This window comes from Kosakonia sp. S57 (assembly GCF_016516575.1).
Taxonomy (GTDB): domain Bacteria; phylum Pseudomonadota; class Gammaproteobacteria; order Enterobacterales; family Enterobacteriaceae; genus Kosakonia; species Kosakonia cowanii.
The window spans coordinates 1-25,991 of sequence record NZ_JACVUL010000008.1; the positions used below are offsets into that span (position 1 = coordinate 1).

The following is a 25,991-nucleotide window of genomic DNA, read 5'->3' on the forward strand; positions in this document are numbered from 1 at the left end:
GGACACTAACACCTGAAGCTAGCGCGTCTACCAATTCCGCCACCTTCGCATACCATCGATACCAGAAGTATCGTTACCACGGAGGCGCATTCTAGATGTTTTCAACTTTTCGTCAACAGTTAATTGCGCGCAGAGTCGTCGATTGCTGCAAAAATGGGCGTCGGCTAACAGGTGGGGAAATTCACCCGGCGAGCAGGCCCGCCGGGAAGATGACTTATTTTTTCAGCGCCTGGCGCGTCATCACGGTGCGGTAGACCTTGAAGCGTCCGGTCTGCGCGATCACTTCATGGAAGCCGAAGGTCTGATCGAGCACGTCCGGATAGGGCAGGAAGGCGTTCGCCACAATGCGCAACTCGCCGCCGCTGTTGAGGTGTCGCACCGCGCCGCGAATCAGCGTTTGCGCCGCTTCGAGGCTGGTTTGCAACCCGTCATGGAACGGCGGATTGGAGATGATCATATCGAAGCGACCAGTCACCTCAGAGAAAACGTTACTGGCGAAAACCTCGCCTTCAAGGCCGTTCGCCGCAAGCGTTGCGCGGCTGGCTTCGATCGCCGGGGCCGAAACATCACACAGGGTCAAACGCACTTTCGGCGAATGGCTTGCCAGCGCCGCTGCCAGCACGCCCGTGCCGCAGCCAACATCCAGCACTTTGCCTTTGGTATGCGGCGTCAGCGTGGAGAGCAGCAACTGGCTGCCAACATCCAGCCCATCGCGGCTAAAGACGCCCGGCATGGTTTTAATCGTCAGAGAGTCCAGCGCGTACTCGCCCCAGAAGCCGTCAGGATCAAAGGCAGGGTTTTTATCGAGGCGGCCATGATAAAGCCCACAGCGACGCGCGCTGTCGATTTTATTCAGCGTGCAATACTCTGCCAGCATCTGCTCGGCGCTGCGCACGCCGCTGCGGTTTTCGCCAACAATAAAAATATCCGTTCCCACCGGCAGCAGCGAGAGCAAATTCATCAGCTGGAACAGCGCTTCCGGCTTATTTTTCGGCCAGTAGTAGATAAGCGTATCGCTCTCGCCAATCATCGCGCTATCCGCCACCAGGCTAAAACTGGCGCGCTCGCCCATCTGTTGGCTCAGAGTTTGCCACTGGTGGAACTGTTGGGTCCAGGCTCGGCTCCCGGCACTCTCCAGACGCGCGGGCAGGTCATCCTGCAGATCACCGGCAAAAAGAATATGGTTAGATTCGAAATCATCACTGTGGCGCAGCAAGACTTCACTTGCCGGGGTAAAAGCAGACATTACATGTTCCTCTTTAAACTGAGCCGGCGATTATACACGTTATCCTTCGCGCTGCCTCTTTGTTGGCTGCGTCTTCATACCCCAGTCACTTACTTTTGTAAGCTCCTGGGGATATTCATCCTTGCCGCCTCGACGCAACACGAATGATTTTGTGTAACACGTTATCCTGCGCGCTGCCTCTTTGTTGGCTGCGTCTTTATCCCTATACGCCGCGTGTTGATGGCGCATTTTCGACGAGTTTGTTATATTTGCGCGCCTGATACAGGAGTGTTTCACGATGACTTCCCGACGCGACTGGCAATTACAGCAACTGGGTATTACCCAGTGGACCCTGCGCCGCCCGACGGCGTTACAGGGCGAGATCGCCATTTCGCTGCCCGCGCACATTCGTCTGGTAATGGTCTCGCCGGCGCTGCCTGCATTAAACGATCCGCTTGTCACCGACGTGCTGCGTGCCCTGACCGTAACGGCAGATCAGGTACTGCAACTCACTCCGGATCGCGTGGCGATGCTGCCGCCGGAGAGCCATTGCAACAGCTGGCTGCTGGGCATTGATGCGCCGCTGCCGCTGTCGGGCGCGCAGGTCTCGACGCCCGCTGTTGATGAGCTACGCGCAAACCCTGCGGCACGCGCCGCGTTATGGCAACAAATCTGCGAACATGAACACGATTTCTTCCCTCAGCACGACTGATCTGCCCCGCGCTTACGAAATAGAGACCCGGGCGCACGCCTTTCCCTGGAGCGAAAAAACGCTTGCCAGTAATCAGGGGGAGCGCTACCTCAACTATCGGCTGATGGTGGGTGACGAGATGGCGGCTTTCGCCATCACGCAGGTGGTGCTTGATGAAGCCACGCTGTTCAATATCGCCGTCGATCCCGCCTGGCAGCGCCAGGGGCTGGGCCGCCAGCTGCTTGAACATCTGATCAGCGAGCTGGAAAAGCGCGATGTGTTGACGCTGTGGCTGGAGGTTCGCGCCTCTAACCAGCCCGCCATCGCGCTGTATGAGAGTTTAGGTTTTAACGAAGCGACAATTAGGCGCAACTACTATCCCACGGCCCACGGGCGTGAGGATGCCATCATCATGGCGCTTCCTCTGTAATTGAATAAAGGTGATGTAATGAAATGGGACTGGATACTCTTTGACGCTGATGAAACGCTCTTCACCTTCGACGCGTTTGGCGGCTTACAACGGATGTTTCTTGACTATAGCGTGACATTCACCGACCAGGATTTCGCAGAATATCAATCTGTTAATAAGCCGTTATGGGTCGATTACCAGAATGGCGCGATCACCGCGTTGCAGTTGCAGCATAAGCGTTTCCAGAGCTGGTCCGAGCGCCTGGATGTGCCGCCGGGCATGCTTAATGAGGCGTTTCTCAATGCGATGGCGGAAATCTGCGCGCCGCTGCCGGGCGCGGTGTCGCTGCTCAACAGCCTGAAGGGCAAAGTGAAAATCGGCATCATCACCAACGGTTTTACCGCCTTGCAGCAAATTCGCCTGGAACGCACCGGCCTGCGCGACTATTTTGATCTGTTAGTGATTTCTGAACAGGTTGGCGTGGCTAAACCGGATCCGCGCATCTTTGAGTACGCACTGAAGCAGGCGGGTAATCCATCCCGCGATCGCGTCTTAATGGTTGGCGACACGGCGGAGTCGGATATTCTGGGCGGCATCAACGCCGGGCTCTCGACCTGCTGGTTGAATGCCCACAACCGCGCGCTGCCTGAAGGTATCAACCCGACCTGGACGGTAACGTCCCTGAACGAACTGGAGCAACTCCTGTGTAAACATTGATTGTCTGCACTCAACCGTTGAGTACAATAGCCGCATTTTTCGTCTTTAACGCGGGGCTCAGTGCCGCGCAATTACACAGAAGATCTCAATTATGACGTTGTCTCCTTATTACCAAGAGGTGGCGAAGCGCCGCACGTTCGCTATCATCTCGCACCCCGATGCCGGTAAAACTACCATTACCGAAAAGGTGCTGCTGTTCGGACAGGCGATCCAGACCGCCGGGACTGTAAAAGGCCGTGGCTCCAACCAGCATGCAAAATCTGACTGGATGGAGATGGAGAAGCAGCGTGGTATCTCCATCACCACCTCCGTGATGCAGTTCCCGTACCGCGAGAACCTGATCAACCTGCTCGACACCCCGGGACACGAAGACTTCTCCGAAGATACCTACCGCACTCTAACCGCCGTTGACTGCTGTCTGATGGTGATCGATGCGGCGAAGGGCGTCGAAGATCGTACCCGTAAGCTGATGGAAGTGACCCGTCTGCGCGATACGCCGATCCTCACCTTTATGAACAAACTCGACCGTGACATCCGCGATCCGATGGAGCTGCTGGATGAAGTTGAGAGCGAGCTGAAGATCGCCTGCGCGCCGATCACCTGGCCGATTGGCTGTGGCAAGCTGTTCAAAGGGGTTTACCATCTCTATAAAGATGAAACCTACCTGTATCAGACCGGTAAAGGCCACACCATCCAGGAAGTGCGCATCGTCAAAGGGCTCGATAACCCGGAGCTGGATGCCGCTGTCGGCGAGGATCTGGCCCAGCAGCTGCGCGATGAGCTGGAGCTGGTGCAGGGTGCCTCCAACGAGTTCGACCAGGAGCTTTTCCTGAGCGGCGCGCTGACGCCGGTCTTCTTCGGCACCGCGCTCGGTAACTTTGGCGTCGATCATATGCTGGATGGCCTGGTTGAATGGGCACCAGCACCGATGCCGCGTAAAACCGACGTGCGCGAAGTGAAAGCGGACGACGAGAAGTTCACCGGCTTTGTCTTTAAGATCCAGGCCAACATGGATCCGAAGCACCGCGACCGCGTTGCCTTTATGCGCGTGGTTTCCGGGCGCTACGAAAAAGGGATGAAGCTGCGCCAGGTGCGTACCGGTAAAGATGTGGTGATCTCCGATGCGCTGACCTTTATGGCGGGCGACCGCTCTCACGTTGAAGAAGCCTACCCGGGCGACATCATCGGTCTGCACAACCACGGCACCATTCAGATTGGTGACACCTTCACGCAGGGTGAAATGATGAAGTTCACCGGCATCCCGAACTTTGCACCTGAACTCTTCCGCCGTATTCGCCTGCGCGACCCGCTGAAGCAGAAACAGCTGCTTAAAGGTCTGGTTCAGCTTTCAGAAGAGGGCGCGGTGCAGGTCTTCCGCCCGATTGCCAACAACGATCTGATTGTCGGCGCGGTCGGCGTACTGCAGTTTGATGTGGTGGTTGCGCGTCTGAAGAGCGAATACAACGTCGAAGCGGTCTATGAGTCCGTCAACGTCGCAACCGCGCGTTGGGTAGAGAGCAGCGATGTGAAGAAGTTCGAAGAGTTTAAGCGTAAGAACGAGATCCAGCTGGCGCTTGATGGCGGCGATAACCTGACTTACATCGCGCCGACCATGGTTAACCTCAACCTCACACAAGAGCGTTACCCGGAAGTGACCTTCCACAAAACCCGCGAACACTAATCCCTCTACGGAGCGCGGCAGACGCTGCGCTCCGGCCTCTTTTCTACCCTGCCGTTTCTTGCGGAAAGTTCTTAAAACCCTCGCTTTTTCTGTCTGTTGCTCGCTTTTTACGCACTCCAACAGGATCTTTGTCGAGAGTGATCTATATTTAACAAAGTGATGACAAGGTGTGTGGCTGAAAGTACTGCTCAATGCGTGTTTAATGGTCTTTTATCCACTCAACTAATCACCAGATAACATTAACAACTGCATCAGCGCAGCGATTTGCCGGAATGTGATCGCAACCATTGACGTTGATACGGTGAGTTTCACCGCAGCAGTTGGCAGCTTCTTGCTGCTTCAGCCCAAATGGTGGGCAAACATACAGGAATAACATCGATGACTATGACAAAGCTGACTCTTTCTAAAACCCTGCTGGCTATTACGCTGGGCTCTGTTCTGACCACGGGTTCTGCCCTGGCGGCGGAAACCACCACTGATAAAGCGCAAAGCACCGCGTCCAGTGCAGGGGACAAAATTGATAGCTCTATGAATAAAGTCGGTGGATTCATGGACGACAGTACCATTACTGCAAAAGTTAAAGCAGCGCTGGTCGATCATGAAAGCATTAAAAGCACCGATATCTCCGTGAAAACGGACAAAAAAGTGGTAACCCTGAGCGGTTTCGTCGAAAGCCAGAAACAGGCTGAAGAGGCGGTTTCCGTGGCGAAAGGTGTAGAGGGTGTGGCTTCTGTAAGCGACAAACTGCACGTTCGCGATGCGAAAGAGAGCACTGCAAAAGGTTACGCGGGTGATACCGCCACCACCAGCGAAATCAAAGCGAAGCTGCTGGCCGATGAAAACGTCCCGTCCCGTATGGTGAAAGTGGAAACCACTGACGGCGTTGTTCAGTTATCCGGTACGGTGGAATCCAAGGCTCAAAGTGAGCGCGCTGAAAGCATCGCCAAAGCAGTTGATGGCGTGAAAAGCGTGAAGAACGACCTGAAAGTTAAATAAGAGTACGTGAAAAAATCCGCGCCTGGCGATGTCCGGGCGCGATAGATACTTAGCAGGAAACATCGCGGATGGGCATCTGAGAGCCCATCGCTTGCGGTCGACATTAACTATGGTTAAGGAGAGTTTTATGTTTCGTTGGGGCATTATTTTTCTGGTTATCGCGTTAATTGCCGCCGCTCTGGGCTTTGGTGGTTTGGCAGGTACAGCAGCCGGTGCGGCGAAAATCGTCTTCATCGTTGGTATCGTTCTGTTCCTGGTCAGCCTGTTCATGGGTCGTCGGCGCCCGTAGCGTTTAACACGCTTAAACTTCGGTTACATTAAAGCCAGTCCTCGTGACTGGCTTTGCTGTTTCAGGGACTTAAATATTGCGCTACTTTGTTGTGACATTTGCTTAAAAGGAAAACGAAGTGGGGCAACATATTCCCATCACGCTCGGCAATATTGCGCCGCTGGCGCTGAAACCGTTTCGACCGGGGCGTCTGGCACTGGTGTGCGAAGGCGGTGGTCAGCGCGGCATCTTTACCGCGGGCGTGCTGGATGAGTTTATGCGCGCCGACTTCAACCCTTTCGATCTCTTCTTTGGCACCTCTGCCGGCGCGCAGAACCTGTCGGCGTATGTCTGCAACCAACCGGGTTACGCGCGTAAAGTGATTATGCGCTACACCACGCGACGGGAATTTTTCGACCCGCTGCGCTTCGTGCGCGGGGGCAACCTTATCGATCTTGACTGGCTGGTTAACGCCACTGCGACCGAAATGCCGCTGGCAATGGATCATGGTGTACGCGCCTTCGACGCCGGCAAAGCCTTTTATATGTGCGCCTGCCGCCAGGATGATTATTCGGCGGAGTATTTTTTACCTAATCACCAGACATGGCTCGATCTGATCCGCGCCTCAAGCGCCATTCCAGGCTTCTATCGCACCGGCGTGGCGCTGAGCGGCGTCAACTATCTGGACGGTGGCGTCAGCGACGCCATCCCGGTGCAGGAAGCCGCGCGTCGCGGGGCCGATACCATCGTGGTGATCCGCACCGTACCGTCGCAGATGTACTACACGCCGCAGTGGTTTAAGCGTATGGAGCGCTGGCTTGGCGAAAGCAGCCTGCAGTCGCTGGTCAACCTGGTGCAGCATCATGAGAAGAGCTATCTCGCCACGCAGCGGTTTATCGAAACGCCGCCGGGCAAGCTGCGCATCATTGAGATCTACCCGCCGAAGCTGTTAAAAAGCATGGCGCTCGGCAGCCGTTTACCGGCGCTGCGGGAAGATTATAAAATTGGCCGCTTATGCGGGCGCTACTTCCTGGCAACGGTGGGTAAATTGCTGGCCGAGACGCCGCCGCTGCTGCGCTATACGCCGGTGGTAGCGCCGACAACGCGCGTGGTGCCGCCCGCCGAGGTGGCGAATGACGCGCTTGATCTGCCGCTGGTGACCGCGCCGGAGGCCAATGATATTTCGCTCAATAACGAGGACAGCGCGTGAGTTTTCGCTTTATCGATACCCACTGCCATTTCGATTTTGCACCCTTCAAAGGCGATGAGGCGGCCAGTATCGCCCGCGCGGCAGAGGCGGGCGTTGAGCGCATTATTGTGCCCGCCATCGCCGCCCGCTATTTTGACCGCGTCTGCAACCTGGCGCAGCAGCATCACGCGCTCTATGCCGCGCTGGGCCTGCACCCGATTGTGGTGGAGGAGCATACACAGCAGAGTCTCGAGCAACTGGATGCGCTGCTCGCCACCCGGCCTGAGAAGGTGATCGCCATCGGCGAAATCGGCCTCGACCTTTATCGCGATAATCCGCAGTTTGAGCGCCAGCAAGAACTGCTTGATGCGCAGCTAAAAATGGCGAAGCGCTATGATTTGCCAGTTCTTCTTCACTCCCGCCGCACCCATGACAAGCTGGCGATGCAGCTGAAAAAGCATAACCTGCCGCGAACTGGCGTGGTGCACGGCTTTGCGGGCAGTCTGCAACAGGCGCAGCGCTTTATCGATCTTGGCTATTGCATTGGCGTTGGCGGCACGATTACCTATCCGCGCGCCAGTAAAACCCGCGATGTGATGGCACAACTGCCGCTCGCCTCGCTGCTGCTTGAAACCGACGCGCCCGATATGCCGCTCAACGGTTTTCAGGGGCAGCCCAACCGCCCGGAGCGGGCTGCAAACGTTTTTGCAACCCTCTGTGAGCTGCGCCCGGAAGCGCCGGATGTGATTGCTAATGCGCTGTTTCACAATACCCAACGGCTCTTCGCTCTGCCTGATTCACGGCTGTAACGCTTTTTCATCGGCAGGCACACTCTCCTGTGTTAAAATTCTCACATTCAAATGGCGTGGGCTTGCTGCGGCTGCCTCCACGCGTGGTCGCCTTTCTGTACCAGAATAATTTGATCAATGTCGCGTTACGGTTATGCAAGCATGAACAAACTTTTTGCTAACTGTGATGCGTGTCGAAGTGTAATTGTGGGTGAATGTTAGAATACTCACAAAACCGAACTGAAACCGGCATTATGCCGTCGGAGAGAATATGACTGATTTAACTGCCAGCAGCCTGCGCGCGCTGAAACTGATGGACCTGACCACCCTGAATGATGACGACACCAATGAGAAAGTCATTGCGCTGTGCCATCAGGCGAAAACCCCGGTCGGCAATACTGCCGCGATCTGCATCTATCCGCGTTTTATCCCGATTGCGCGTAAAACCCTGAACGAGCAGGGAACGCCGGAGATCCGTATCGCCACCGTCACCAACTTCCCGCACGGTAATGACGATATCGGGATTGCGCTGGCGGAAACCCGCGCGGCCATCGCCTACGGCGCGGATGAAGTGGACGTCGTTTTCCCTTACCGTGCGCTGATTGCCGGTAACGAGCAGATCGGTTTCGATCTGGTGAAAGCGTGTAAAGAGGCTTGTGCAGCGGCGAATGTGCTGCTGAAAGTGATCATCGAAACCGGTGAACTGAAAGAGGAAGCATTAATCCGCAAAGCCTCTGAAATCTCCATCAACGCCGGGGCTGATTTTATTAAAACGTCCACCGGTAAAGTGCCGGTCAACGCCACGCCTGAGAGCGCGCGCATCATGCTGGAAGTGATCCGCGATATGGGCGTGGAAAAAAACGTTGGTTTTAAACCGGCGGGCGGCGTGCGCACGGCGGAAGATGCGCAGCAGTACCTGGCGATTGCCGATCAGCTGTTTGGTGCCGACTGGGCCGATGCGCGTCACTACCGCTTTGGCGCGTCCAGCCTGCTGGCGAGCCTGCTGAAAGCGCTCGGCCACGGCGACGGCAAAAGCGGCAGCGCTTACTGATGATTGCCTGATGGCGCTGCGCCATCATTAGCCATATTGCCGGGCTGAATCCGTTGCCCGGCCCTCTCTATCCTCAGGGGGTTACCTTGTTTCTCGCTCAAGAAATTATTCGTAAAAAACGCGATGGCATCGCGCTGAGTGATGAAGAAATCCGTTTCTTTATCAACGGAATTCGCGATAACACCGTTTCTGAAGGGCAAATCGCCGCGCTGGCGATGACCATTTTCTTCCACGATATGAGCATGCCGGAGCGCGTCTCGCTGACCATGGCGATGCGTGATTCCGGTACCGTGCTTGACTGGAAAAGCCTCGATCTTAATGGCCCGGTGGTGGATAAGCACTCTACCGGCGGCGTTGGCGATGTGACATCGTTGATGCTCGGCCCGATGGTGGCGGCCTGCGGCGGCTATATCCCGATGATCTCCGGGCGCGGCCTCGGCCATACGGGCGGCACGCTCGATAAGCTGGAAGCGATTCCGGGCTTTGATATTTTCCCCTCCGACCAGCGTTTTCGCGACATTATCAAAGAGGTTGGCGTTGCGATTATCGGCCAGACCAACTCGCTGGCACCGGCGGATAAGCGCTTCTACGCCACCCGCGATATCACCGCCACAGTTGACTCCATTCCGCTGATTACCGCCTCGATCCTCGCCAAAAAACTGGCGGAAGGGCTTGATGCGCTGGTGATGGATGTGAAGGTGGGCAGCGGGGCGTTTATGCCGACCTATGAGCGTTCAGAACAGCTGGCGGAAGCGATTGTGGGCGTTGCCAATGGTGCAGGCGTGCGTACGACCGCGCTGCTGACCGATATGAATCAGGTGCTGGCCTCCAGCGCCGGTAACGCGGTTGAAGTGCGCGAAGCGGTGCAGTTCCTGACGGGCGAATACCGTAATCCGCGTCTGTTTGAGGTGACAATGGCCCTCAGCGCCGAAATGCTCATCTCCGGCAAGCTGGCGAAAGATGACGCTGACGCGCGCGCGAAATTGCAGGCGGTGCTGGATAACGGCAAAGCGGCCGAGATTTTCGGGCGTATGGTCGCCGCACAGAAAGGCCCGCATGATTTTGTTGAGAACTACGATCGCTATTTACCGACAGCGACTCTGAGCAAAGCGGTTTACGCCGACGATGAAGGGTTTATCAGCACAATGGATACCCGCGAACTGGGTATGGCGGTGGTCTCCTTGGGCGGCGGTCGTCGCCAGGCGTCCGATACTATTGATTACAGCGTTGGCTTAACCGATATGGTGCGCCTCGGCGAGCAGGTTGACGGCCAACGTCCGCTCGCCATTATTCACGCCAAAGATGAAGCCAGCTGGCAGAGCGCCGCACAGGTGGTGAAAGCGGCAATAAGTGTGAGCGACCGCGCACCAAAAGAGACACCGACGGTCTATCGCCGCATAACTGAATAGCGGTATACTGATCTGATCGCTTTTTTTCAAAGCACAAGGTACGGAGAACATATGAAACGTGCATTTATCATGGTGCTGGACTCTTTCGGCATCGGCGCGACAGAAGACGCGGATCGCTTCGGCGACGCGGGTTCCGACACTCTCGGCCACATCGCTGAAGCCTGTGCGAAAGGTGAAGCAGATACCGGGCGCAAAGGTCCGCTTAATCTACCGAATCTCACTCGCCTCGGGCTTGCGAAAGCCCACGAAGGCGCAACCGGCGAGATCCCGGCCGGTATGGACGGCAACGCCGAGATTATTGGCGCGTATGCCTGGGCGCATGAACTCTCTTCCGGGAAAGATACGCCGTCAGGCCACTGGGAAATCGCCGGTGTACCAGTACTTTTCGACTGGGGCTACTTCAGCGATACCGAAAACAGCTTCCCGCAGGAGCTGTTGGATAAGCTGGTCGAGCGCGCTAACCTGCCGGGTTATCTCGGCAACTGCCACTCCTCCGGGACGGTCATTCTTGACCAGCTCGGCGAAGAGCATATGAAAACCGGCAAGCCGATTTTCTATACCTCTGCCGACTCGGTGTTCCAGATTGCCTGCCACGAAGAGACCTTTGGTCTCGATAAGCTCTATGAGCTGTGCGAAATTGCCCGCGAAGAGCTGACCGAAGGCGGCTACAACATTGGCCGCGTAATTGCGCGTCCGTTTGTGGGCGACAAAGCGGGTAACTTCCAGCGTACCGGCAACCGTCACGATTTGGCCGTTGAGCCGCCGTCCGCGACGGTGCTGCAAAAACTGGTTGAAGAGAAGGATGGGCAGGTGGTCTCCGTCGGTAAAATCGCCGATATCTACGCCAACTGCGGTATCACCAAAAAAGTGAAGGCTACCGGCCTCGACGCGCTGTTTGATGCCACGATTACCGAGATGAAAGAGGCGGGTGATAAGACCATTGTCTTTACCAACTTCGTCGATTTTGACTCCTCCTGGGGCCACCGCCGCGATGTCGCCGGTTATGCGGGCGGGCTGGAGCTGTTCGACCGCCGTCTGCCGGAGCTGATGGAGCTGGTGGGTGAAGATGATATCCTGATCCTTACCGCCGACCACGGCTGCGATCCGACCTGGAAAGGCACCGATCATACCCGCGAACACATTCCGGTTCTGATCTACGGCCCGAAAGTAAAAGCAGGCTCGCTGGGACACCGCGAGACCTTCGCTGATATTGGTCAGACGATCGCCCGCTACTTCGGCGTCTCTGATATGGAGTATGGCAAAGCCATGTTCTGATGTTTTTGGGCGGGGTCTTTCTCGCCCTCCATTTTCTAACAAGTCAAAGGAAGCAACGATGGCAACCCCACATATCAATGCAGAAATGGGCGATTTCGCGGACGTCGTACTGATGCCGGGCGACCCGCTGCGTGCAAAGCACATCGCCGAAACGTTTCTCGAAGATTATCGTGAAGTGAACAACGTGCGCGGCATGCTGGGCTACACCGGCACCTACAAAGGCCGCAAAATCTCTGTAATGGGTCATGGTATGGGTATTCCATCCTGCTCCATCTACACCAAAGAGCTGATCACCGATTTTGGCGTCAAAAAGATCATCCGCGTCGGCTCCTGCGGTGCCGTGCGTATGGATGTGAAACTGCGTGACATCGTCATCGGTATGGGTGCCTGCACCGACTCCAAAGTGAACCGTATGCGTTTCAAGGATCACGACTTCGCAGCGATCGCGGATTTCGACATGGTGCGTAACGCGGTTGACGCGGCGAAAAACCTTGGCGTTGATGCGCGCGTAGGTAACCTCTTCTCTGCCGATCTCTTCTACTCCCCGGATGGCGAGATGTTCGATGTGATGGAGAAGTACGGCATTCTCGGCGTGGAGATGGAAGCGGCGGGTATCTATGGCGTTGCGGCAGAGTTCGGTGCGAAAGCGCTGACAATCTGCACCGTTTCCGACCATATCCGCACCCACGAGCAGACCACCTCCGATGAGCGTCAAACCACGTTCAACGACATGATCAAAATCGCGCTGGAATCCGTCCTGCTGGGCGACAACGCGTAATTTTGCCTGCCGGGCGGCGGTAAGCTTGCCCGGCATTTTACCCCTTACTATCTATTCATCTTTTACTGCATATCTGCATGCTTTTCTTTTTAAATCAATAGAATAGTGATTGAGAATCTATTCACGTATCTATTCACACCCGATACGCACAGCGCCAGGCATACTGCTCTATCGCACTGCCTGTACAATCCACGCCGACAGTTCGCGCAGCTCCTGTTGCTGCTGCGGGAAATCTACCAGTAGCGCGTCGCACGCCTGTGCCAGCATATCGGCGCGATAGAGGCAGCCCTGCAAACGTGCCGCCAGCGCTTCCAGCGGTGCCGGGTTCAGGCTGTCGGTAAAGATCTGCGCGCGGGTGATATGCCCCTTTTCGACATCGAAGTGCAGCTCCACGCCGCCCCAGGTAAACCGCTCATCCAGCAAATGGCTGAAGGCCGGGGCCTGGCCAAAGTTCCACTCCCAGCTGCTCTGGCGGGCAAAAGTTTCGGCAAAGTTCGGCAGGTCCGGCGTTTTGTCCGGCGAGATAACCTCTGCCTCGACACGTTCGCCATAGTGCTCAAAGAAGGCCTCGGTGACGGCGGCGCAAATCTGCTCATGAGTGATACCCGGCAGCAGATCGACCAGATTCGCCACCCGACCGCGCACAGAGGTGATGCCTTTGGCCTGCAACTTCTTCTTATCCGGGTTGAGATAGTTCGCCAGACGGCTGAGATCGGCGTTGAGCAGCAGGGTGCCGTGGTGAAAGCCGCGATCCGGCGTTTCGCGATAGGCTGAGCCGGAGATTTTACGATCCCCTTCGGCGGTTTTGACCACCAGGTCGTTGCGCCCGGAGGCTTCCGCGTTAATGCCCAGCGCCTGTAGCGCATTGAGCACAATGGTGGTGGAGACGGTTTTGTCATACTCCGGCTTGCCGGCCATAAAGGTAAAACAGGTGTTGCCGAGATCGTGGAACACCGCGCCGCCGCCGCTGCTGCGCCTTGCCAGCCGCACGTTGTCCTCTTCCATGCGGCGAGTATTGCACTCCTTCCACGGATTCTGCGCCCGGCCAATCACTACCGTATCGGCGTTACGCCAGAGAAACAGCACCCGCTGCGTGGCGGGCATCTGGCGGAAGATCGACTCTTCAACCGCCAGGTTAAACCAGGGATCGTAAGAGTCGGAGATAAGAAGACGAAGCGTCGACATAGGCGATATCCTTGCTAAAAAATCAGGGGGCGTACGGGAAGCCGCGGCGGCTACTCTCGCTTTTCCTGCTCATCCTCTTCCGGCACCGCTTTATTGGCCGTCAGCAGGAAGGGGGACTGTTGCCAGCGGGTGCGTTTGCCCTGCAACAGGGTGCGCGTCAGCACTACGCCGATGGCCAGGGAGAGCAGCAGCATCAGACGCAGAATATTGGTGGTGTTATCCACCTGTTTAGCTTCCGTCGCCAGCGTGTGGGTATCCAGCGTCAGGCGCAGATAACCCAGCGGGCCGCTTTTGCCCTGGATTGGCTCAACGATCTGCTGATTGAAGTAGGCACCCGCCTTTTTGCCATCCAGCGCCAGTCGGTCACGTACCTCAATACCTTCACCGGCGCGCGCCACCAGGTCGCCCTGTGCATCGTAGACGCCAGCATCGAGAATGCGGCTCTCTTCCGTCAGCGGGCCTAAGATGGCGGCTATACGTTTTTCATCGGGCGTTTCGGTGCGCATCAGCGGGGTGAGATTGATCGTCACCTGACGCGCCAGGGTTCTTGCCAGCTCTTCAAACTGCGGATTTCGCTGGCGCTGATGCTTCTGGCTGAACCAGGAAGCACCCTGCATCAGCGCGACCAACAGCGCCAGACAGATAAGGACAATCACGGCGCGATGCAGCCGAAATTTAAGTTTTGCGCGACTCATGTGTCACCTGTTGTAAATTTGATGCTTAATGTTGCCAGAAGCGTTGATTACAAGGTAGCCTCTTGCGTTATTTTCCCCTCCGGTGCTTTCTGGCGCGAACGTTTTTACAGGAGCTTTAATGCCTAACAGTCTGACCTGGTGCGACCTGCCCGATGATGTTTCTCAGTGGCCGGGATTGCCGCTCTCTCTCAGTGGTGATGAGGTGATGCCTCTGGATTATCACGCTGGTCGCAGCGGCTGGTTGCTCTATAGCCGGAGCCTTGATAAGCAGCGTCTGACCACCTATCAGCGCAAGCTGGGTGCCGCGATGGTGATTGTTTCCGCCTGGAGCGTGGATGAGTATCAGGTGATTCGCCTGGCAGGCTCGCTGACGCCGCGCGCGACGCGCCTGGCGCACGATGAGGGCATGGACGTCGCGCCGCTCGGTAAAATCCCGCACCTGCGCTCGCCAGGGCTGCTGGTGATGGATATGGACTCCACCGCGATCCAGATTGAGTGCATTGATGAGATCGCCAAACTGGCCGGCACCGGCGAACAGGTGGCTGAAGTGACCGAGCGCGCGATGCGCGGTGAACTCGATTTCACCGCCAGCCTGCGCAGCCGCGTGGCGACCTTAAAAGGCGCGGATGCTGCTATCCTGCATCAGGTGCGCGAAAATCTGCCGCTGATGCCGGGTCTGGTGCAACTGGTGTTAAAACTGGAAACCCTCGGCTGGAAGGTGGCGATTGCCTCCGGCGGCTTTACCTTCTTTGCCGACTACCTGCGCGACAAGCTGCATCTGACGGCGGCGGTGGCGAATCAGCTGGAGATCGTCGACGGTAAATTTACCGGCCAGGTGCTGGGGGATATCGTCGATGCGCAGTACAAAGCGAAAACGCTGAAGCTGCTGGCGGAAGAGTATGAGATCGCCCCGGATCAGACCGTGGCGATTGGCGATGGCGCCAACGATCTTCCGATGATCAAATCCGCCGGCCTTGGCATCGCGTTTCACGCCAAACCAACCGTGAATGAGAAGGCGGAAGTGACCATTCGTCACGCCGACCTGATGGGCGTATTTTGTATCCTTTCCGGCAGTATTAATAAGAAGTAGAGGTGAATGTGGCGAAAGCTCCAAAACGTGCGTTTGTCTGTAATGAGTGCGGCGCTGATTATCCGCGCTGGCAGGGGCAATGCAGCGCCTGTCACGCCTGGAACACCATTACCGAAGTGCGCGTGGCCGCTTCGCCAACCGTTGCGCGCAACGAGCGCCTCTCCGGCTATGCGGGCAGCGCGGGCGTGTCGAAGGTGCAAAAGCTCTCCGACATTAGCCTCGAAGCGCTGCCGCGCTTCTCCACCGGTTTTAAAGAGTTTGACCGCGTCCTCGGCGGCGGCGTGGTGCCCGGCAGCGCCATTCTGATTGGCGGTAACCCGGGTGCGGGGAAATCGACGCTGCTGTTACAGACGCTCTGCAAGCTCTCCGAGCAGATGAAAACCCTTTATGTTACCGGCGAAGAGTCACTGCAGCAGGTGGCGATGCGCGCCCACCGTTTAGGGCTGCCGACCACTAACCTGAATATGCTCTCCGAGACCAGCATTGAGCAGATCTGCATGATTGCTGAAGAGGAGAAGCCGCGCCTGATGGTGATCGACTCCATCCAGGTAATGCACATGGCGGATATCCAGTCCTCGCCCGGCAGCGTCGCGCAGGTGCGCGAAACCGCGGCCTATCTCACCCGCTTTGCCAAAACCCGCGACGTAGCGATTGTAATGGTCGGCCACGTGACGAAAGATGGTTCGCTGGCGGGGCCGAAAGTGCTGGAGCACTGTATTGACTGTTCGGTACTGCTCGACGGCGATGCCGACTCCCGCTTCCGCACGCTGCGCAGCCATAAAAACCGCTTCGGCGCGGTGAATGAACTGGGCGTTTTCGCCATGACGGAGCAGGGGCTGCGCGAAGTGAGCAACCCGTCGGCCATCTTCCTTAGCCGCGGGGATGAAGTAACCTCCGGCAGTTCGGTGATGGTGGTCTGGGAAGGAACGCGCCCGCTGCTGGTGGAGATCCAGGCGCTGGTCGATCACTCCATGATGTCGAACCCGCGCCGCGTGGCGGTAGGGCTTGAGCAGAACCGGCTGGCGATTTTACTGGCCGTGCTGCACCGCCACGGCGGTTTGCAGATGGCGGACCAGGATGTGTTTGTCAATGTGGTCGGCGGGGTGAAAGTGACGGAAACCAGCGCCGACTTAGCGCTGCTGCTGGCGATGGTCTCCAGCCTGCGCGATCGCCCGCTGCCGCAGGATTTGGTGGTGTTCGGCGAAGTCGGGCTGGCCGGTGAGATCCGCCCGGTGCCGAGCGGCCAGGAGCGTATCTCGGAAGCGGCGAAGCACGGTTTTCGCCGGGCGATTGTTCCGGCGGCAAACGTGCCGAAAAAGGTGCCGGAAGGCATGCAGATCTTTGGCGTGAAGAAGCTCGCCGATGCGCTAAGCGTCTTTGACGACTTATAATTGGCTTATCACTTTTGCAGGAGGCAACGATGTCGTCATTCGACTACTTAAAAACCGCCATTCGCCAGAAGGGCTGCACGTTGCAGCAGGTCGCGGATGCCAGCGGCATGACCAAAGGCTACTTAAGCCAGCTGCTGAATGCCAAAATCAAAAGCCCCAGCGCGCAAAAGCTGGAGGCGCTGCACCGTTTCCTCGGGCTGGATTTCCCGCGTCGCGAGAAAAATATCGGCGTGGTGTTCGGCAAGTTCTATCCGCTGCACACTGGCCATATCTACCTGATCCAGCGCGCCTGTAGCCAGGTTGACGAGCTGCATATCATCCTCGGGTATGACGAAACCCGCGACCGCGCGCTGTTTGAAGAAAGCGCGATGTCGCAGCAGCCAACGGTGAGCGACCGTCTGCGCTGGCTGCTGCAAACTTTTAAGTATCAGAAAAATATCCGTATTCACGCGTTCAACGAAGAGGGGATGGAGCCCTATCCTCACGGTTGGGACGTCTGGAGCAATGGCATCAAAGCCTTTATGGCGGAAAAGGGCATTACGCCGAACTGGATTTACACTTCTGAAGCTGCGGATGCGCCGCAATATTTGCAGCATCTCGGCACGGAAGCGGTGCTGGTCGATCCCGAGCGCACCTTTATGAACATTAGCGGCTCACAAATTCGTGAAAACCCGTTCCGCTACTGGGAGTACATCCCGACGGAAGTGAAGCCCTTCTTTGTGCGCACGGTGGCGATCCTTGGCGGCGAGTCGAGCGGGAAGTCGACGCTGGTGAACAAGCTTGCCAATATCTTCAACACCACCAGCGCCTGGGAGTTTGGTCGCGATTATGTCTTCTCCCATCTCGGTGGCGATGAGATTGCGCTGCAATATTCCGACTACGACAAAATTGCTCTAGGCCATGCGCAATACATTGATTTCGCGGTGAAATACGCCAATAAAGTCGCCTTTATCGATACCGACTTTGTCACCACGCAGGCCTTCTGTAAAAAGTATGAGGGGCGCGAGCACCCCTTTGTGCAGGCGCTGATCGATGAGTATCGTTTCGATCTGGTGATCCTGCTGGAAAACAATACGCCGTGGATCAACGACGGCTTGCGTAGCCTCGGCAGCTCTGTCGATCGCCGTGAGTTTCAGGATCTGCTGGTCTCGATGCTGGAAGCGAACAATATCGACTATGTTCGCGTTGAAGAGGCCGATTACGACTCACGCTTCCTGCAGTGTGTTGACCTGGTAAAACAGCTGATGGGCGCGTAGCGCGCGCTCTCTGGCCGGTCTGGCGCATGCGCTCTCCGGCCAGAAACAGCGCAGATGAGAGAGCGTTTTCCAGCGCATATGCACCTGCGCCAGCGCGGCAATTGAGCGCAGGTTCACTTTGCGCAGCAGATTGTATTTGTGGGTACTCAGGGTTTTACTGCCCAGCTCGCCATAATCAAAAATCCCGTTTTGATACTCGCTGTTCATCACATACGTCAGCAGTGCCCGCTCTTTGCGCGTGAGGGGCGGTGATGGCGGCGTATATTTACGCTGCCGCCAGGGGCGGTATTTCAGCTGAAGCGGTAACGCTTTTATAGCAATGCGCTTTTCGATTTTAAAAAAGGGCTGTAATAAAAAATGCTCAAAAGATTGGTCGCCAGACATAATCGTTTTTAATGTCGGTAGCGTGGTAATAATCAGAAAGTGATTATCGAAATCGACGATAACGTCCTCTTCGGCAAGGTTGAAGATTCCCTGATCAAACAGTGCCCGCAGCCCGCACGCCAGGAAGCGATCGTCTGTAATGATGTGCATAAGAGGGCTCCCTTTGCTGCCTGTTACGAGGAAGCAAAATGGTAGCGACTGGGTGTAGCGTTATTCAAGATGCGGCTTTTTTAGCGAAAGCTAAAACAGATATTCTGCCGATAGACATTGCGCAGTGATATCTGCTTTGGATTAGCGTCGTCTGATGCGGTTTATTTTTATTTTATTTCCATGGCGAATATAACGAGGTGGCTTATTCGTCCTGAATAACAGAAAAACAAAAATACTTTTTTAGTGCGGGAAAGAAGAGGAATTTGCTGAGGGTTTGCGGGAAAAAAAGCGAATGGGTCTCCCCATTCGCTCTGCTTATTACTTGGTAATACGTTTGTACTTGATACGCTTCGGCTCCAGCGCATCGGCGCCCAGCGTGCGTTTTTTGTACTCTTCGTATTCGGTGAAGTTACCTTCGAAGAACTCCACTTTACCCTCATCCTGGTAATCCAGAATGTGGGTGGCGATACGGTCAAGGAACCAGCGGTCATGCGAGATAACCATCGCGCAGCCCGGGAACTCCAGCAGGGCGTTTTCCAGCGCGCGCAGGGTTTCGATATCCAGGTCGTTGGTTGGTTCATCGAGCAGCAGCATGTTGCCGCCAACCTGCAGCAGCTTCGCCAGGTGCAGACGACCGCGCTCACCACCGGAGAGTTCGCCAACGCGTTTGCCCTGGTCGGTGCCTTTAAAGTTAAAGCGGCCAACGTAGGCGCGGCTTGGCATCTCGGTGTTGCCGATACGCATGATATCCAGCCCGCCGGAGACCTCTTCCCAGACGGTCTTGTTGTTATCCATCGCGTCACGGAACTGGTCAACAGAGGCCAGTTTCACCGTTTCACCAAGCGTGATAGTGCCGGCATCAGGCTGCTCCTGACCGGACATCATGCGGAACAGCGTCGATTTACCGGCGCCGTTCGGGCCGATAATGCCGACGATGGCTCCCTTCGGTACGGAGAAGGAGAGGTTATCGATCAGCTGGCGGTCGCCATAGGCTTTGCACAGGTTGCTGACTTCAACCACTTTATCGCCCAGACGCGCGCCTGGCGGAATAAAGAGTTCGTTGGTTTCGTTACGTTTCTGGTACTCGGTGCTGTTAAGTTCTTCAAAGCGTGCCAGGCGGGCTTTGCCCTTCGACTGACGGCCTTTCGCGCCCTGGCGAACCCACTCCAGTTCTTTCTCAATGGATTTACGGCGAGCCGCTTCCTGAGAGGCTTCCTGCGCCAGACGCTGATCTTTCTGCTCCAGCCACGAGGAGTAGTTGCCTTCCCATGGAATACCTTCACCGCGGTCAAGCTCCAGGATCCAGCCCGCAACGTTATCGAGGAAGTAACGGTCGTGGGTAATCGCCACTACGGTACCTTCAAAGTCGTGCAGGAAGCGTTCCAGCCAGGCAACGGATTCGGCATCCAGGTGGTTGGTTGGTTCGTCGAGCAGCAGCATGTCCGGCTTTTCCAGCAGCAGACGGCACAGCGCGACGCGGCGGCGTTCACCCCCGGAGAGAGTGGCGATTTTCGCATCCCACTCCGGCAGACGCAGCGCATCGGCGGCGCGCTCAAGCTGCACGTTCAGGTTGTGACCGTCGTGCGCCTGGATAATCTCTTCCAGCTTGCCCTGTTCGGCGGCGAGCTTGTCGAAATCCGCCTCCGGCTCAGCGTAGAGTGCGTAAACTTCATCCAGACGTTTCAGCGCGTTAACCACTTCAGAAAGGGCTTCTTCAACCGATTCACGAACCGTCTGCTCAGGATTGAGCTGCGGCTCCTGCGGCAGGTAACCGATTTTAATACCCGGTTGCGCGCGCGCTTCCCCTTCGATGTCGGTATCAATACCGGCCATGATGCGCAGCAGCGTCGATTTACCGGCACCGTTAAGGCCGAGTACGCCGATCTTTGCGCCAGGGAAGAAACTGAGGGAGATATTTTTCAGAATATGACGTTTCGGCGGAACAACTTTGCCGACACGGTGCATGGTATATACGAATTGAGCCACGGTGGACTTCGCCTCTTTGTTATGAGTAGTGCATTTAACAGCGGAGTGTAGCCGTTTTCGCGCGCTAATCCCAGCCAGCGACGCTCACACTGTTAAATCACACCAGAAAGGTAAAAAAGTGTGCGTAACGTGGCGCGTTACGGCATGCCCGGTTAGCATTAACCCCTGTATGCGGCATGATGCTGTAAAAATGTGACAGATAAGAGGAAAGAGCTGTGCAGAGAGCTAAACATGCCGCCTGGCGGTTAGCGGCGGCCTGCGTGTGTTTGCTGTCCTTCAGCAATGCGGCGCGGGCGGACTCACTGGATGAACAACGCGATCGGTATGCGCAAATTAAAAGCGCCTGGGACAACAGCCAGATGGACGTTGTGCAGCAGCTAATGCCGACGCTGCAAACTTATCCCCTTTACCCCTACCTGCAATACCGGCAGATCACCGACGATTTGATGAGCGAACCGGCGCTCACTGTCACCCAGTTTGTGCAGCAGTATCCGACGCTGCCCGCCGCGCGTACGTTGAAAAACCGCTTTGTGAACGAGCTGGCGCGGCGTCAGGACTGGCAGGGTTTGTTGGCCTTTAGCCCGGACAAACCCACGACCACCGAGGCGCAGTGCAACTACTACTTCGCCAAATGGAACAGCGGCCAGGCGGATGAAGCCTGGGCGGGCGCGAAAGATCTCTGGCTGAGTGGTAAAAGCCAGCCCAACGCCTGCGATCAGCTGTTTGGCGCATGGCGCGCGTCGGGCAAACAGGATCCGCTCGCTTACCTGGAGCGGATCCGCCTGGCGATGAAAGCCGGTAATACGCGGCTTGTTACGCTGCTGGCGAGCCAGATGCCGCCCGATTACCAGACCATCTCGTCGGCGATCGTGACGCTCGCAAACGATCCGATGACGGTGATGAGTTTCGCTACCACCACCGGAGCGACGGACTTTACGCGCCAGATGGCGGCTGAAGCGTTTGAAAGCGTGGCGCGCCAGGATGTGGAAAATGCCCGGCTAATGATCCCGTCACTGGCCCAGGCGCAAAAACTCAACGAAGAGCAGACGCAGCAGCTACGCGAGACGGTCGCGTGGCGGCTGATGGGCAATGATGTGACCAGTGAGCAGGCGCGCTGGCGCGACGATACGATTATGCGTTCGCAATCCGTTTCACTGCTGGAGCGGCGTGTTCGTATGGCGCTCAGTAATGGCGATCGCCGCGGGCTGAATACCTGGCTTTCGCGCCTGCCGATGGAGGCGAAAGAGAAAGATGAGTGGCGCTACTGGCAGGCCGATCTGCTGCTGGAGCGCGGGCGTGAAAACGACGCCAAAGAGATCCTCCATGCGCTGATGCAGCAACGCGGCTTCTACCCGATGGCTGCCGCGCAGCGTCTGGGCGAAGCGTATCAGTTGAAGATAGATAAGGCTGATGGCAACGTCGATCCGACCCTGTTGCAGAGTACAGAGATGGCGCGCGTGCGCGAGCTGATGTACTGGAAGATGGATAACACCGCGCGCGGTGAGTGGGCGAATCTGGTCTCCAGCCGCAGCCAGCAACAGCAGGCGCAGCTGGCGCGCTATGCTTTTGAGCAGCAGTGGTGGGATCTGAGCGTGCAGGCGACGATCAGCGGCAAGTTGTGGGATCAGTTAGAGGAGCGCTTCCCGCTGGCGTATCGCGATCTCTATACGCGCTATACCGGCGATAAGCAGATTTCGCCGAGTTATGCGATGGCTATCTCTCGCCAGGAGAGTGCGTGGAACCCGACGGCGCGCTCGCCGGTCGGCGCGAGCGGGCTGATGCAAATTATGCCTGCCACCGCCACGCATACGGTGAAGATGTTTTCGATCCCGGGCTACAGTAACTCCAGCCAGCTCTTCGATCCGGAAACCAACATCAAGATTGGCACCAGCTATCTGCAGTATGTCTACCAGCAGTTTGGCGATAACCGTATTTTCGCCTCGGCGGCTTATAACGCCGGGCCGGGAAGGGTGCGTAGCTGGCTGAATAACAGCGGCGGCAAGCTGGATGCGGTGGCGTTTATCGAGAGCATTCCTTTCTCGGAAACGCGCGGTTATGTGAAAAACGTGCTGGCTTATGATGCCTACTACCGTTACTTCCTGCAGGACGAGAAAGCGACCATCCTCAGTGACGCTGAATGGCAGCGCCGTTACTGATTAGTGTGGTTTATGCTATGCTGCGTACTCATGCACGAGTACGCAGCATAAAAATCCCTAACACGGCGACAAACTATGACTCAGCAATCCCCCTATTCAGTGGCGATGGCCGAACAGCGCGAGCAGGAGTGGCAACGCTTTGTTGATCTGCTCAGGCAGGCGTACGACAACGAACTGCATATCCCGTTGCTTAACCTGATGCTTACGCCGGACGAGCGCGAAGCGCTGGGCACGCGGGTGCGTATTATCGAAGAGCTATTGCGCGGCGAGATGAGCCAGCGCGAGCTGAAAAACGAGCTTGGCGCGGGCATTGCGACCATCACGCGCGGCTCCAACAGTCTGAAAGCCGCGCCGACGGATTTGCGTCTGTGGCTGGAAAAAGCGTTACTTAACGCTCAACGATAAACGGCGTTATGGAACGGGCTGAGCGCTAAAATCACCGCCTGGTGATAGACGCTTTCGCGGGTCAGCGCCCCGGCGGTAAAGACGCCAATGGCTCCCTCTTTGCGGCCAATCTCATCAATGCCGGTATAGCGTGACATCACCGGTCCCAGCGCTTCGCCAGCGTTCACATCGCGCAGAATCACCTCCGGCAGCGGCAGCGTTGCCGAGCGGGATTCGCCGGTTAACTCGCCACTTTCAATCACCACCCAACTGAAGGTGCTCCCTTCATCAATACCCGCTTCGATCGCCACCCAAAAATCCGCGTTCGGCTGCGCCGCACGCGCGTTTCGCACGCGGTTTCGTGCGCCAGCTCGCGTTTCTTCACTGCCGAAGGGTTGTTCCGGGACGCCGCTCTCGACGGAAATAGCGTCAATATGGCAGCATCCTTCGCCGAAAATCTGGTTAAAAGCGTGCAGAATCGCCCGAATTTTGGCGGGATTGGTGGTAGCGCAGACAACTTGGTGCATAATCATCTAAGGCATGTCCGAGAGGAAACTGCTTTTCCCATGCGGACTTGAGCCTTCCTCAGAGAAATAAATTCATCGCAGTATAATGGATAACAATACATGTTACAGGTATACCTTGTTCGCCACGGTGAAACCCTTTGGAACGCCGAGCGTCGTATTCAAGGCCAGTCTGACAGTCCGTTAACCGACAAAGGCGAAACACAGGCCCGTCAGGTGGCGGAACGCGCGAAAGCACTGGGCATCACCCACATTATCACCAGCGACCTGGGGCGTACGCGCCGCACGGCGGAGATTATCGCGGACATTTGCGGCTGCGACGTGACGCTGGAACCGCGCCTGCGCGAGCTCAATATGGGCGTGCTGGAGCGACGCCCCCTTGACTCTTTAACCGAAGAGGAAGAGGGCTGGCGTCGTCAACTGGTCAACGGCACCGCAGATGGCCGCATTCCTGAAGGGGAGTCTATGCAGGAGCTGAGCGAGCGTATGCACGCCGCGCTGGCAGCCTGTCTCGAATTGCCAGAAGGCAGCCGTCCGTTGCTGGTGAGCCACGGCATGGCGCTGGGGTGTCTGGTGAGCACGATCCTTGGCCTGCCGGCCTACGCCGAGCGCCGTTTGCGCCTGCGTAACTGCTCCATCTCCCGCATCGACTATCAGCAGAGCCCATGGCTGGCGTCAGGCTGGGTGGTGGAAACCGCAGGCGACGTCTCACATCTGGACGCCCCTGCGCTCGATGAGATGCAGCGCTAACGGCGGATAGGGATCAGATACTCGCAGCGAATGTGCGTCGGCGGTTCACGATCGTTGGTGGCGTTGCGCTGCGGGTAGAAGTGTTCGATATCCTGGCCTTTACGGCGCGTCAGCTGCAGCATCGGCATGCAGGTGCCGTAGACGGTCAGGATAAACTCCTGCAACCCTTCCGGTGCGCCATCATAGGAGAAGGCAACATAGTCTCCCCCTTCCAGCGCGACCGGCTGAGCGTTGCTCAGGTAACCATTCGCCTGCTCCGGCGTCAGGGCGGTGGTGTAAAAGACTTCCTGCTCGTCATCTTTTTCCTGGCTTGGCCGCGGCTCGTGCAGGCCGTACAACTCATCCGGGATGGTAGGCGCATTGCTTAAAAACTCACGCCAGAACTGGATACGCATCTGGTTACGAAAATCGGAGATCTCCTCCAGCGCGCAGGTGTAACTTTGCGTGGTGCCGATAAGCTTCATCGGCGGCAGCGTGACAAAGCTGTGCGTCGGTAAGGCGAACTCGCCCAGACGCAGCGGCGGCCGGATGCCAAACGAGTTCCAGTCCGGTGAACGGCGATAGAGCGCTGGGGTAACGGCAAACTGTTTTTTAAACGCGCGGGTGAACGTTTGTTGGGAATCGAAGCGATACTGTAGCGCGATATCAAGAATCGGGCGGGCGGTAAGACGCAGCGCAACGGCGGATTTCGACAAACGGCGGGCACGAATATAGGCGCCGATAGCGTGGCCTGTGACATCCTTGAACATCCTTTGCAAATGCCACTTGGAATAACCCGCTTTTGCCGCCACATTATCTAACGACAGCGGCTGATCGAGATGGCCTTCCAGCCAGGCAAGTAAGTCGCGAATGATGCCAGCCTGATCCATAAAATATCCTCTTCCATAGCACAGCAGCGGTGAACGCTTGATATCAGGGGAGGGATAATAGCGGGTTTTAAGGGGTTTAGCATGCAGTGTTTTTTTTGCACTGACCCGCGCATTGTGACTGATTTTAATCATAAATTTTGTAAATGGGTGATCTGCAAACAGTTTCTCATATGAAAACTGAATAGTTGCGTAACGTAATATTCAAAAATGGTAACAATATGAAATATACAAAGTTTGTTATTCCTGCTCTCCTGTTGACCTCGCTAGCTTCCGCACAGGCGGAGCAGATTGGATCGGTGGATACGGTATTCAAGATTTTCGGCCCTGATCACAAAATCGTGGTGGAAGCCTTCGACGATCCCGATGTGAAAAACGTTACCTGTTATATCAGCCGGGCGAAAACCGGCGGTATCAAAGGCGGTCTTGGTTTAGCAGAGGATACCTCCGATGCGGCGATCTCCTGCCAGCAGGTAGGGCCGGTTGAGCTGAGCGATAAGATTAAGAACGGCAAAGCGCAGGGCGACGTCGTGTTCCAGAAGCGCACCTCGTTAGTTTTCAAAAAGTTACAGGTGGTTCGTTTCTACGATTCCAAACGTAACGCGCTGACCTATTTAGCCTATTCCGATAAAGTGGTCGAAGGTTCACCGAAGAACGCCATCAGCGCAGTGCCGATCATGCCGTGGGGTAAATAAGC

Annotated in this window: 26 protein-coding genes; 19 read left to right on the forward strand and 7 right to left on the reverse strand. The window is 56.5% G+C overall.

Annotated elements, in window-relative coordinates:
• Window positions 1-214 precede the first annotated feature (214 nt).
• Window positions 215-1,246, reverse strand: a complete 1,032-nt coding sequence (rsmC, locus tag IAE48_RS09420; protein WP_200134195.1) for a 16S rRNA (guanine(1207)-N(2))-methyltransferase RsmC — start codon at window positions 1,244-1,246, stop codon at window positions 215-217.
• Window positions 1,247-1,523: 277 nt separating this feature from the next.
• Here rsmC and IAE48_RS09425 point away from each other — a divergent pair, with 277 nt between their 5' ends.
• The 12 genes from IAE48_RS09425 to deoD all read left to right on the forward strand — a co-directional run bounded on the left by IAE48_RS09425 (window position 1,524) and on the right by deoD (window position 12,477).
• A complete protein-coding gene (locus tag IAE48_RS09425) occupies window positions 1,524-1,937 on the forward strand; it encodes a DNA polymerase III subunit psi (RefSeq protein WP_042716030.1) in 414 nt (137 codons plus the stop codon).
• Complete coding sequence (gene rimI, locus IAE48_RS09430) at window positions 1,906-2,346, forward strand: ribosomal protein S18-alanine N-acetyltransferase (RefSeq protein WP_054802770.1); 441 nt, start codon at window positions 1,906-1,908, stop codon at window positions 2,344-2,346. Before IAE48_RS09425 ends, rimI begins: the two co-directional genes overlap by 32 nt.
• An 18-nt stretch (window positions 2,347-2,364) precedes the next feature.
• Entirely contained in the window at window positions 2,365-3,042 is a 678-nt protein-coding gene (gene yjjG, locus IAE48_RS09435; protein ID WP_200134196.1) for a pyrimidine 5'-nucleotidase, read from the forward strand.
• A gap of 91 nt (window positions 3,043-3,133) precedes the next feature.
• Window positions 3,134-4,723 carry a peptide chain release factor 3 gene (prfC, locus tag IAE48_RS09440; protein WP_054802772.1) on the forward strand — a complete coding sequence of 530 codons (1,590 nt, stop codon included), beginning with the start codon at window positions 3,134-3,136 and terminating at the stop codon, window positions 4,721-4,723.
• Window positions 4,724-5,101: 378 nt separating this feature from the next.
• Window positions 5,102-5,719: a molecular chaperone OsmY gene (osmY, locus tag IAE48_RS09445; protein WP_023480446.1), complete on the forward strand. Its 618-nt coding sequence runs from the start codon at window positions 5,102-5,104 to the stop codon at window positions 5,717-5,719.
• Between the two features lie 127 nt (window positions 5,720-5,846).
• Entirely contained in the window at window positions 5,847-6,008 is a 162-nt protein-coding gene (locus tag IAE48_RS09450) for a DUF1328 domain-containing protein (protein ID WP_023480205.1), read from the forward strand.
• A 118-nt stretch (window positions 6,009-6,126) separates the two neighbouring features.
• On the forward strand, window positions 6,127-7,197 hold the full coding sequence (locus tag IAE48_RS09455) for a patatin family protein (RefSeq protein WP_042716021.1): 1,071 nt from the start codon (window positions 6,127-6,129) through the stop codon (window positions 7,195-7,197).
• The gene (locus IAE48_RS09460; RefSeq protein WP_200134197.1) at window positions 7,194-7,985 is read left to right on the forward strand and encodes a TatD family hydrolase; all 792 of its coding nucleotides are present in this window, start codon (window positions 7,194-7,196) and stop codon (window positions 7,983-7,985) included. Before IAE48_RS09455 ends, IAE48_RS09460 begins: the two co-directional genes overlap by 4 nt.
• Before the next feature lie 250 nt (window positions 7,986-8,235).
• Entirely contained in the window at window positions 8,236-9,015 is a 780-nt protein-coding gene (gene deoC / locus IAE48_RS09465; RefSeq protein WP_200134198.1) for a deoxyribose-phosphate aldolase, read from the forward strand.
• A gap of 86 nt (window positions 9,016-9,101) precedes the next feature.
• A complete protein-coding gene (gene deoA / locus IAE48_RS09470) occupies window positions 9,102-10,424 on the forward strand; it encodes a thymidine phosphorylase (RefSeq protein ID WP_200134199.1) in 1,323 nt (440 codons plus the stop codon).
• A gap of 51 nt (window positions 10,425-10,475) precedes the next feature.
• Window positions 10,476-11,699, forward strand: coding sequence for a phosphopentomutase (gene deoB / locus IAE48_RS09475; RefSeq protein WP_042716009.1), 1,224 nt, complete (start codon window positions 10,476-10,478; stop codon window positions 11,697-11,699).
• A 58-nt stretch (window positions 11,700-11,757) separates the two neighbouring features.
• Window positions 11,758-12,477, forward strand: a complete 720-nt coding sequence (gene deoD, locus IAE48_RS09480; protein WP_023480392.1) for a purine-nucleoside phosphorylase — start codon at window positions 11,758-11,760, stop codon at window positions 12,475-12,477.
• 168 nt (window positions 12,478-12,645) lie between these two features.
• Here deoD and lplA read toward each other — a convergent pair whose 3' ends face one another.
• Entirely contained in the window at window positions 12,646-13,662 is a 1,017-nt protein-coding gene (gene lplA, locus IAE48_RS09485; protein WP_200134200.1) for a lipoate--protein ligase LplA, read from the reverse strand.
• Window positions 13,663-13,712: 50 nt separating this feature from the next.
• Window positions 13,713-14,357: a YtjB family periplasmic protein gene (locus tag IAE48_RS09490; RefSeq protein WP_023480449.1), complete on the reverse strand. Its 645-nt coding sequence runs from the start codon at window positions 14,355-14,357 to the stop codon at window positions 13,713-13,715.
• Window positions 14,358-14,475: 118 nt separating this feature from the next.
• On the opposite strand from IAE48_RS09490, the gene serB reads away from it, so the two are divergent.
• The 3 genes from serB to nadR are packed head-to-tail and all read left to right on the forward strand — an operon-like array spanning window position 14,476 to window position 18,094.
• Complete coding sequence (serB, locus tag IAE48_RS09495) at window positions 14,476-15,447, forward strand: phosphoserine phosphatase (protein WP_042716000.1); 972 nt, start codon at window positions 14,476-14,478, stop codon at window positions 15,445-15,447.
• An 8-nt stretch (window positions 15,448-15,455) separates the two neighbouring features.
• Window positions 15,456-16,838 carry a DNA repair protein RadA gene (radA, locus tag IAE48_RS09500; RefSeq protein WP_124969944.1) on the forward strand — a complete coding sequence of 461 codons (1,383 nt, stop codon included), beginning with the start codon at window positions 15,456-15,458 and terminating at the stop codon, window positions 16,836-16,838.
• Between the two features lie 29 nt (window positions 16,839-16,867).
• Window positions 16,868-18,094, forward strand: a complete 1,227-nt coding sequence (gene nadR / locus IAE48_RS09505; protein ID WP_023480307.1) for a multifunctional transcriptional regulator/nicotinamide-nucleotide adenylyltransferase/ribosylnicotinamide kinase NadR — start codon at window positions 16,868-16,870, stop codon at window positions 18,092-18,094.
• On the opposite strand, the gene IAE48_RS09510 is transcribed toward nadR, so the two are convergent.
• Complete coding sequence (locus IAE48_RS09510; protein ID WP_200134201.1) at window positions 18,044-18,628, reverse strand: LuxR C-terminal-related transcriptional regulator; 585 nt, start codon at window positions 18,626-18,628, stop codon at window positions 18,044-18,046. The two genes, nadR and IAE48_RS09510, sit on opposite strands and share 51 nt — an antisense overlap.
• Window positions 18,629-18,946: 318 nt before the next feature.
• Window positions 18,947-20,614 (reverse strand): energy-dependent translational throttle protein EttA, encoded by a 1,668-nt coding sequence (gene ettA, locus IAE48_RS09515; RefSeq protein ID WP_042715999.1) that lies wholly within the window; start codon window positions 20,612-20,614, stop codon window positions 18,947-18,949.
• Window positions 20,615-20,829: 215 nt separating this feature from the next.
• Here ettA and sltY point away from each other — a divergent pair, with 215 nt between their 5' ends.
• Both sltY and trpR read left to right on the forward strand, forming a co-directional pair.
• Window positions 20,830-22,770, forward strand: a complete 1,941-nt coding sequence (sltY, locus tag IAE48_RS09520) for a murein transglycosylase (protein ID WP_200134202.1) — start codon at window positions 20,830-20,832, stop codon at window positions 22,768-22,770.
• 75 nt (window positions 22,771-22,845) lie between these two features.
• The gene (gene trpR, locus IAE48_RS09525; RefSeq protein ID WP_200134203.1) at window positions 22,846-23,175 is read left to right on the forward strand and encodes a trp operon repressor; all 330 of its coding nucleotides are present in this window, start codon (window positions 22,846-22,848) and stop codon (window positions 23,173-23,175) included.
• Here trpR and yjjX read toward each other — a convergent pair.
• Window positions 23,166-23,681, reverse strand: a complete 516-nt coding sequence (gene yjjX, locus IAE48_RS09530; protein WP_200134276.1) for an inosine/xanthosine triphosphatase — start codon at window positions 23,679-23,681, stop codon at window positions 23,166-23,168. The genes trpR and yjjX overlap by 10 nt on opposite strands.
• Window positions 23,682-23,780: 99 nt before the next feature.
• Here yjjX and gpmB point away from each other — a divergent pair, with 99 nt between their 5' ends.
• Window positions 23,781-24,428 carry a 2,3-diphosphoglycerate-dependent phosphoglycerate mutase GpmB gene (gene gpmB, locus IAE48_RS09535; RefSeq protein WP_042715995.1) on the forward strand — a complete coding sequence of 216 codons (648 nt, stop codon included), beginning with the start codon at window positions 23,781-23,783 and terminating at the stop codon, window positions 24,426-24,428.
• On the opposite strand, the gene robA is transcribed toward gpmB, so the two are convergent.
• The gene (gene robA / locus IAE48_RS09540) at window positions 24,425-25,297 is read right to left on the reverse strand and encodes an MDR efflux pump AcrAB transcriptional activator RobA (protein WP_094419316.1); all 873 of its coding nucleotides are present in this window, start codon (window positions 25,295-25,297) and stop codon (window positions 24,425-24,427) included. The two genes, gpmB and robA, sit on opposite strands and share 4 nt — an antisense overlap.
• Window positions 25,298-25,515: 218 nt before the next feature.
• On the opposite strand from robA, the gene creA reads away from it, so the two are divergent.
• On the forward strand, window positions 25,516-25,989 hold the full coding sequence (gene creA / locus IAE48_RS09545) for a protein CreA (protein ID WP_042715993.1): 474 nt from the start codon (window positions 25,516-25,518) through the stop codon (window positions 25,987-25,989).
• Window positions 25,990-25,991 lie beyond the last annotated feature (2 nt).

Coding starts and splice junctions, on each gene's coding strand:
- rsmC (WP_200134195.1), bottom strand. CDS start 1,246: ATGTCTGCTTTTACCCCGGCAAGTGAAGTCTTGCTGCGCCACAGTGAT.
- IAE48_RS09425 (WP_042716030.1), top strand. CDS start 1,524: ATGACTTCCCGACGCGACTGGCAATTACAGCAACTGGGTATTACCCAG.
- rimI (WP_054802770.1), top strand. CDS start 1,906: ATGAACACGATTTCTTCCCTCAGCACGACTGATCTGCCCCGCGCTTAC.
- yjjG (WP_200134196.1), top strand. CDS start 2,365: ATGAAATGGGACTGGATACTCTTTGACGCTGATGAAACGCTCTTCACC.
- prfC (WP_054802772.1), top strand. CDS start 3,134: ATGACGTTGTCTCCTTATTACCAAGAGGTGGCGAAGCGCCGCACGTTC.
- osmY (WP_023480446.1), top strand. CDS start 5,102: ATGACTATGACAAAGCTGACTCTTTCTAAAACCCTGCTGGCTATTACG.
- IAE48_RS09450 (WP_023480205.1), top strand. CDS start 5,847: ATGTTTCGTTGGGGCATTATTTTTCTGGTTATCGCGTTAATTGCCGCC.
- deoC (WP_200134198.1), top strand. CDS start 8,236: ATGACTGATTTAACTGCCAGCAGCCTGCGCGCGCTGAAACTGATGGAC.
- deoB (WP_042716009.1), top strand. CDS start 10,476: ATGAAACGTGCATTTATCATGGTGCTGGACTCTTTCGGCATCGGCGCG.
- deoD (WP_023480392.1), top strand. CDS start 11,758: ATGGCAACCCCACATATCAATGCAGAAATGGGCGATTTCGCGGACGTC.
- lplA (WP_200134200.1), bottom strand. CDS start 13,662: ATGTCGACGCTTCGTCTTCTTATCTCCGACTCTTACGATCCCTGGTTT.
- IAE48_RS09490 (WP_023480449.1), bottom strand. CDS start 14,357: ATGAGTCGCGCAAAACTTAAATTTCGGCTGCATCGCGCCGTGATTGTC.
- serB (WP_042716000.1), top strand. CDS start 14,476: ATGCCTAACAGTCTGACCTGGTGCGACCTGCCCGATGATGTTTCTCAG.
- nadR (WP_023480307.1), top strand. CDS start 16,868: ATGTCGTCATTCGACTACTTAAAAACCGCCATTCGCCAGAAGGGCTGC.
- IAE48_RS09510 (WP_200134201.1), bottom strand. CDS start 18,628: ATGCACATCATTACAGACGATCGCTTCCTGGCGTGCGGGCTGCGGGCA.
- trpR (WP_200134203.1), top strand. CDS start 22,846: ATGACTCAGCAATCCCCCTATTCAGTGGCGATGGCCGAACAGCGCGAG.
- yjjX (WP_200134276.1), bottom strand. CDS start 23,681: ATGCACCAAGTTGTCTGCGCTACCACCAATCCCGCCAAAATTCGGGCG.
- gpmB (WP_042715995.1), top strand. CDS start 23,781: ATGTTACAGGTATACCTTGTTCGCCACGGTGAAACCCTTTGGAACGCC.
- robA (WP_094419316.1), bottom strand. CDS start 25,297: ATGGATCAGGCTGGCATCATTCGCGACTTACTTGCCTGGCTGGAAGGC.
- creA (WP_042715993.1), top strand. CDS start 25,516: ATGAAATATACAAAGTTTGTTATTCCTGCTCTCCTGTTGACCTCGCTA.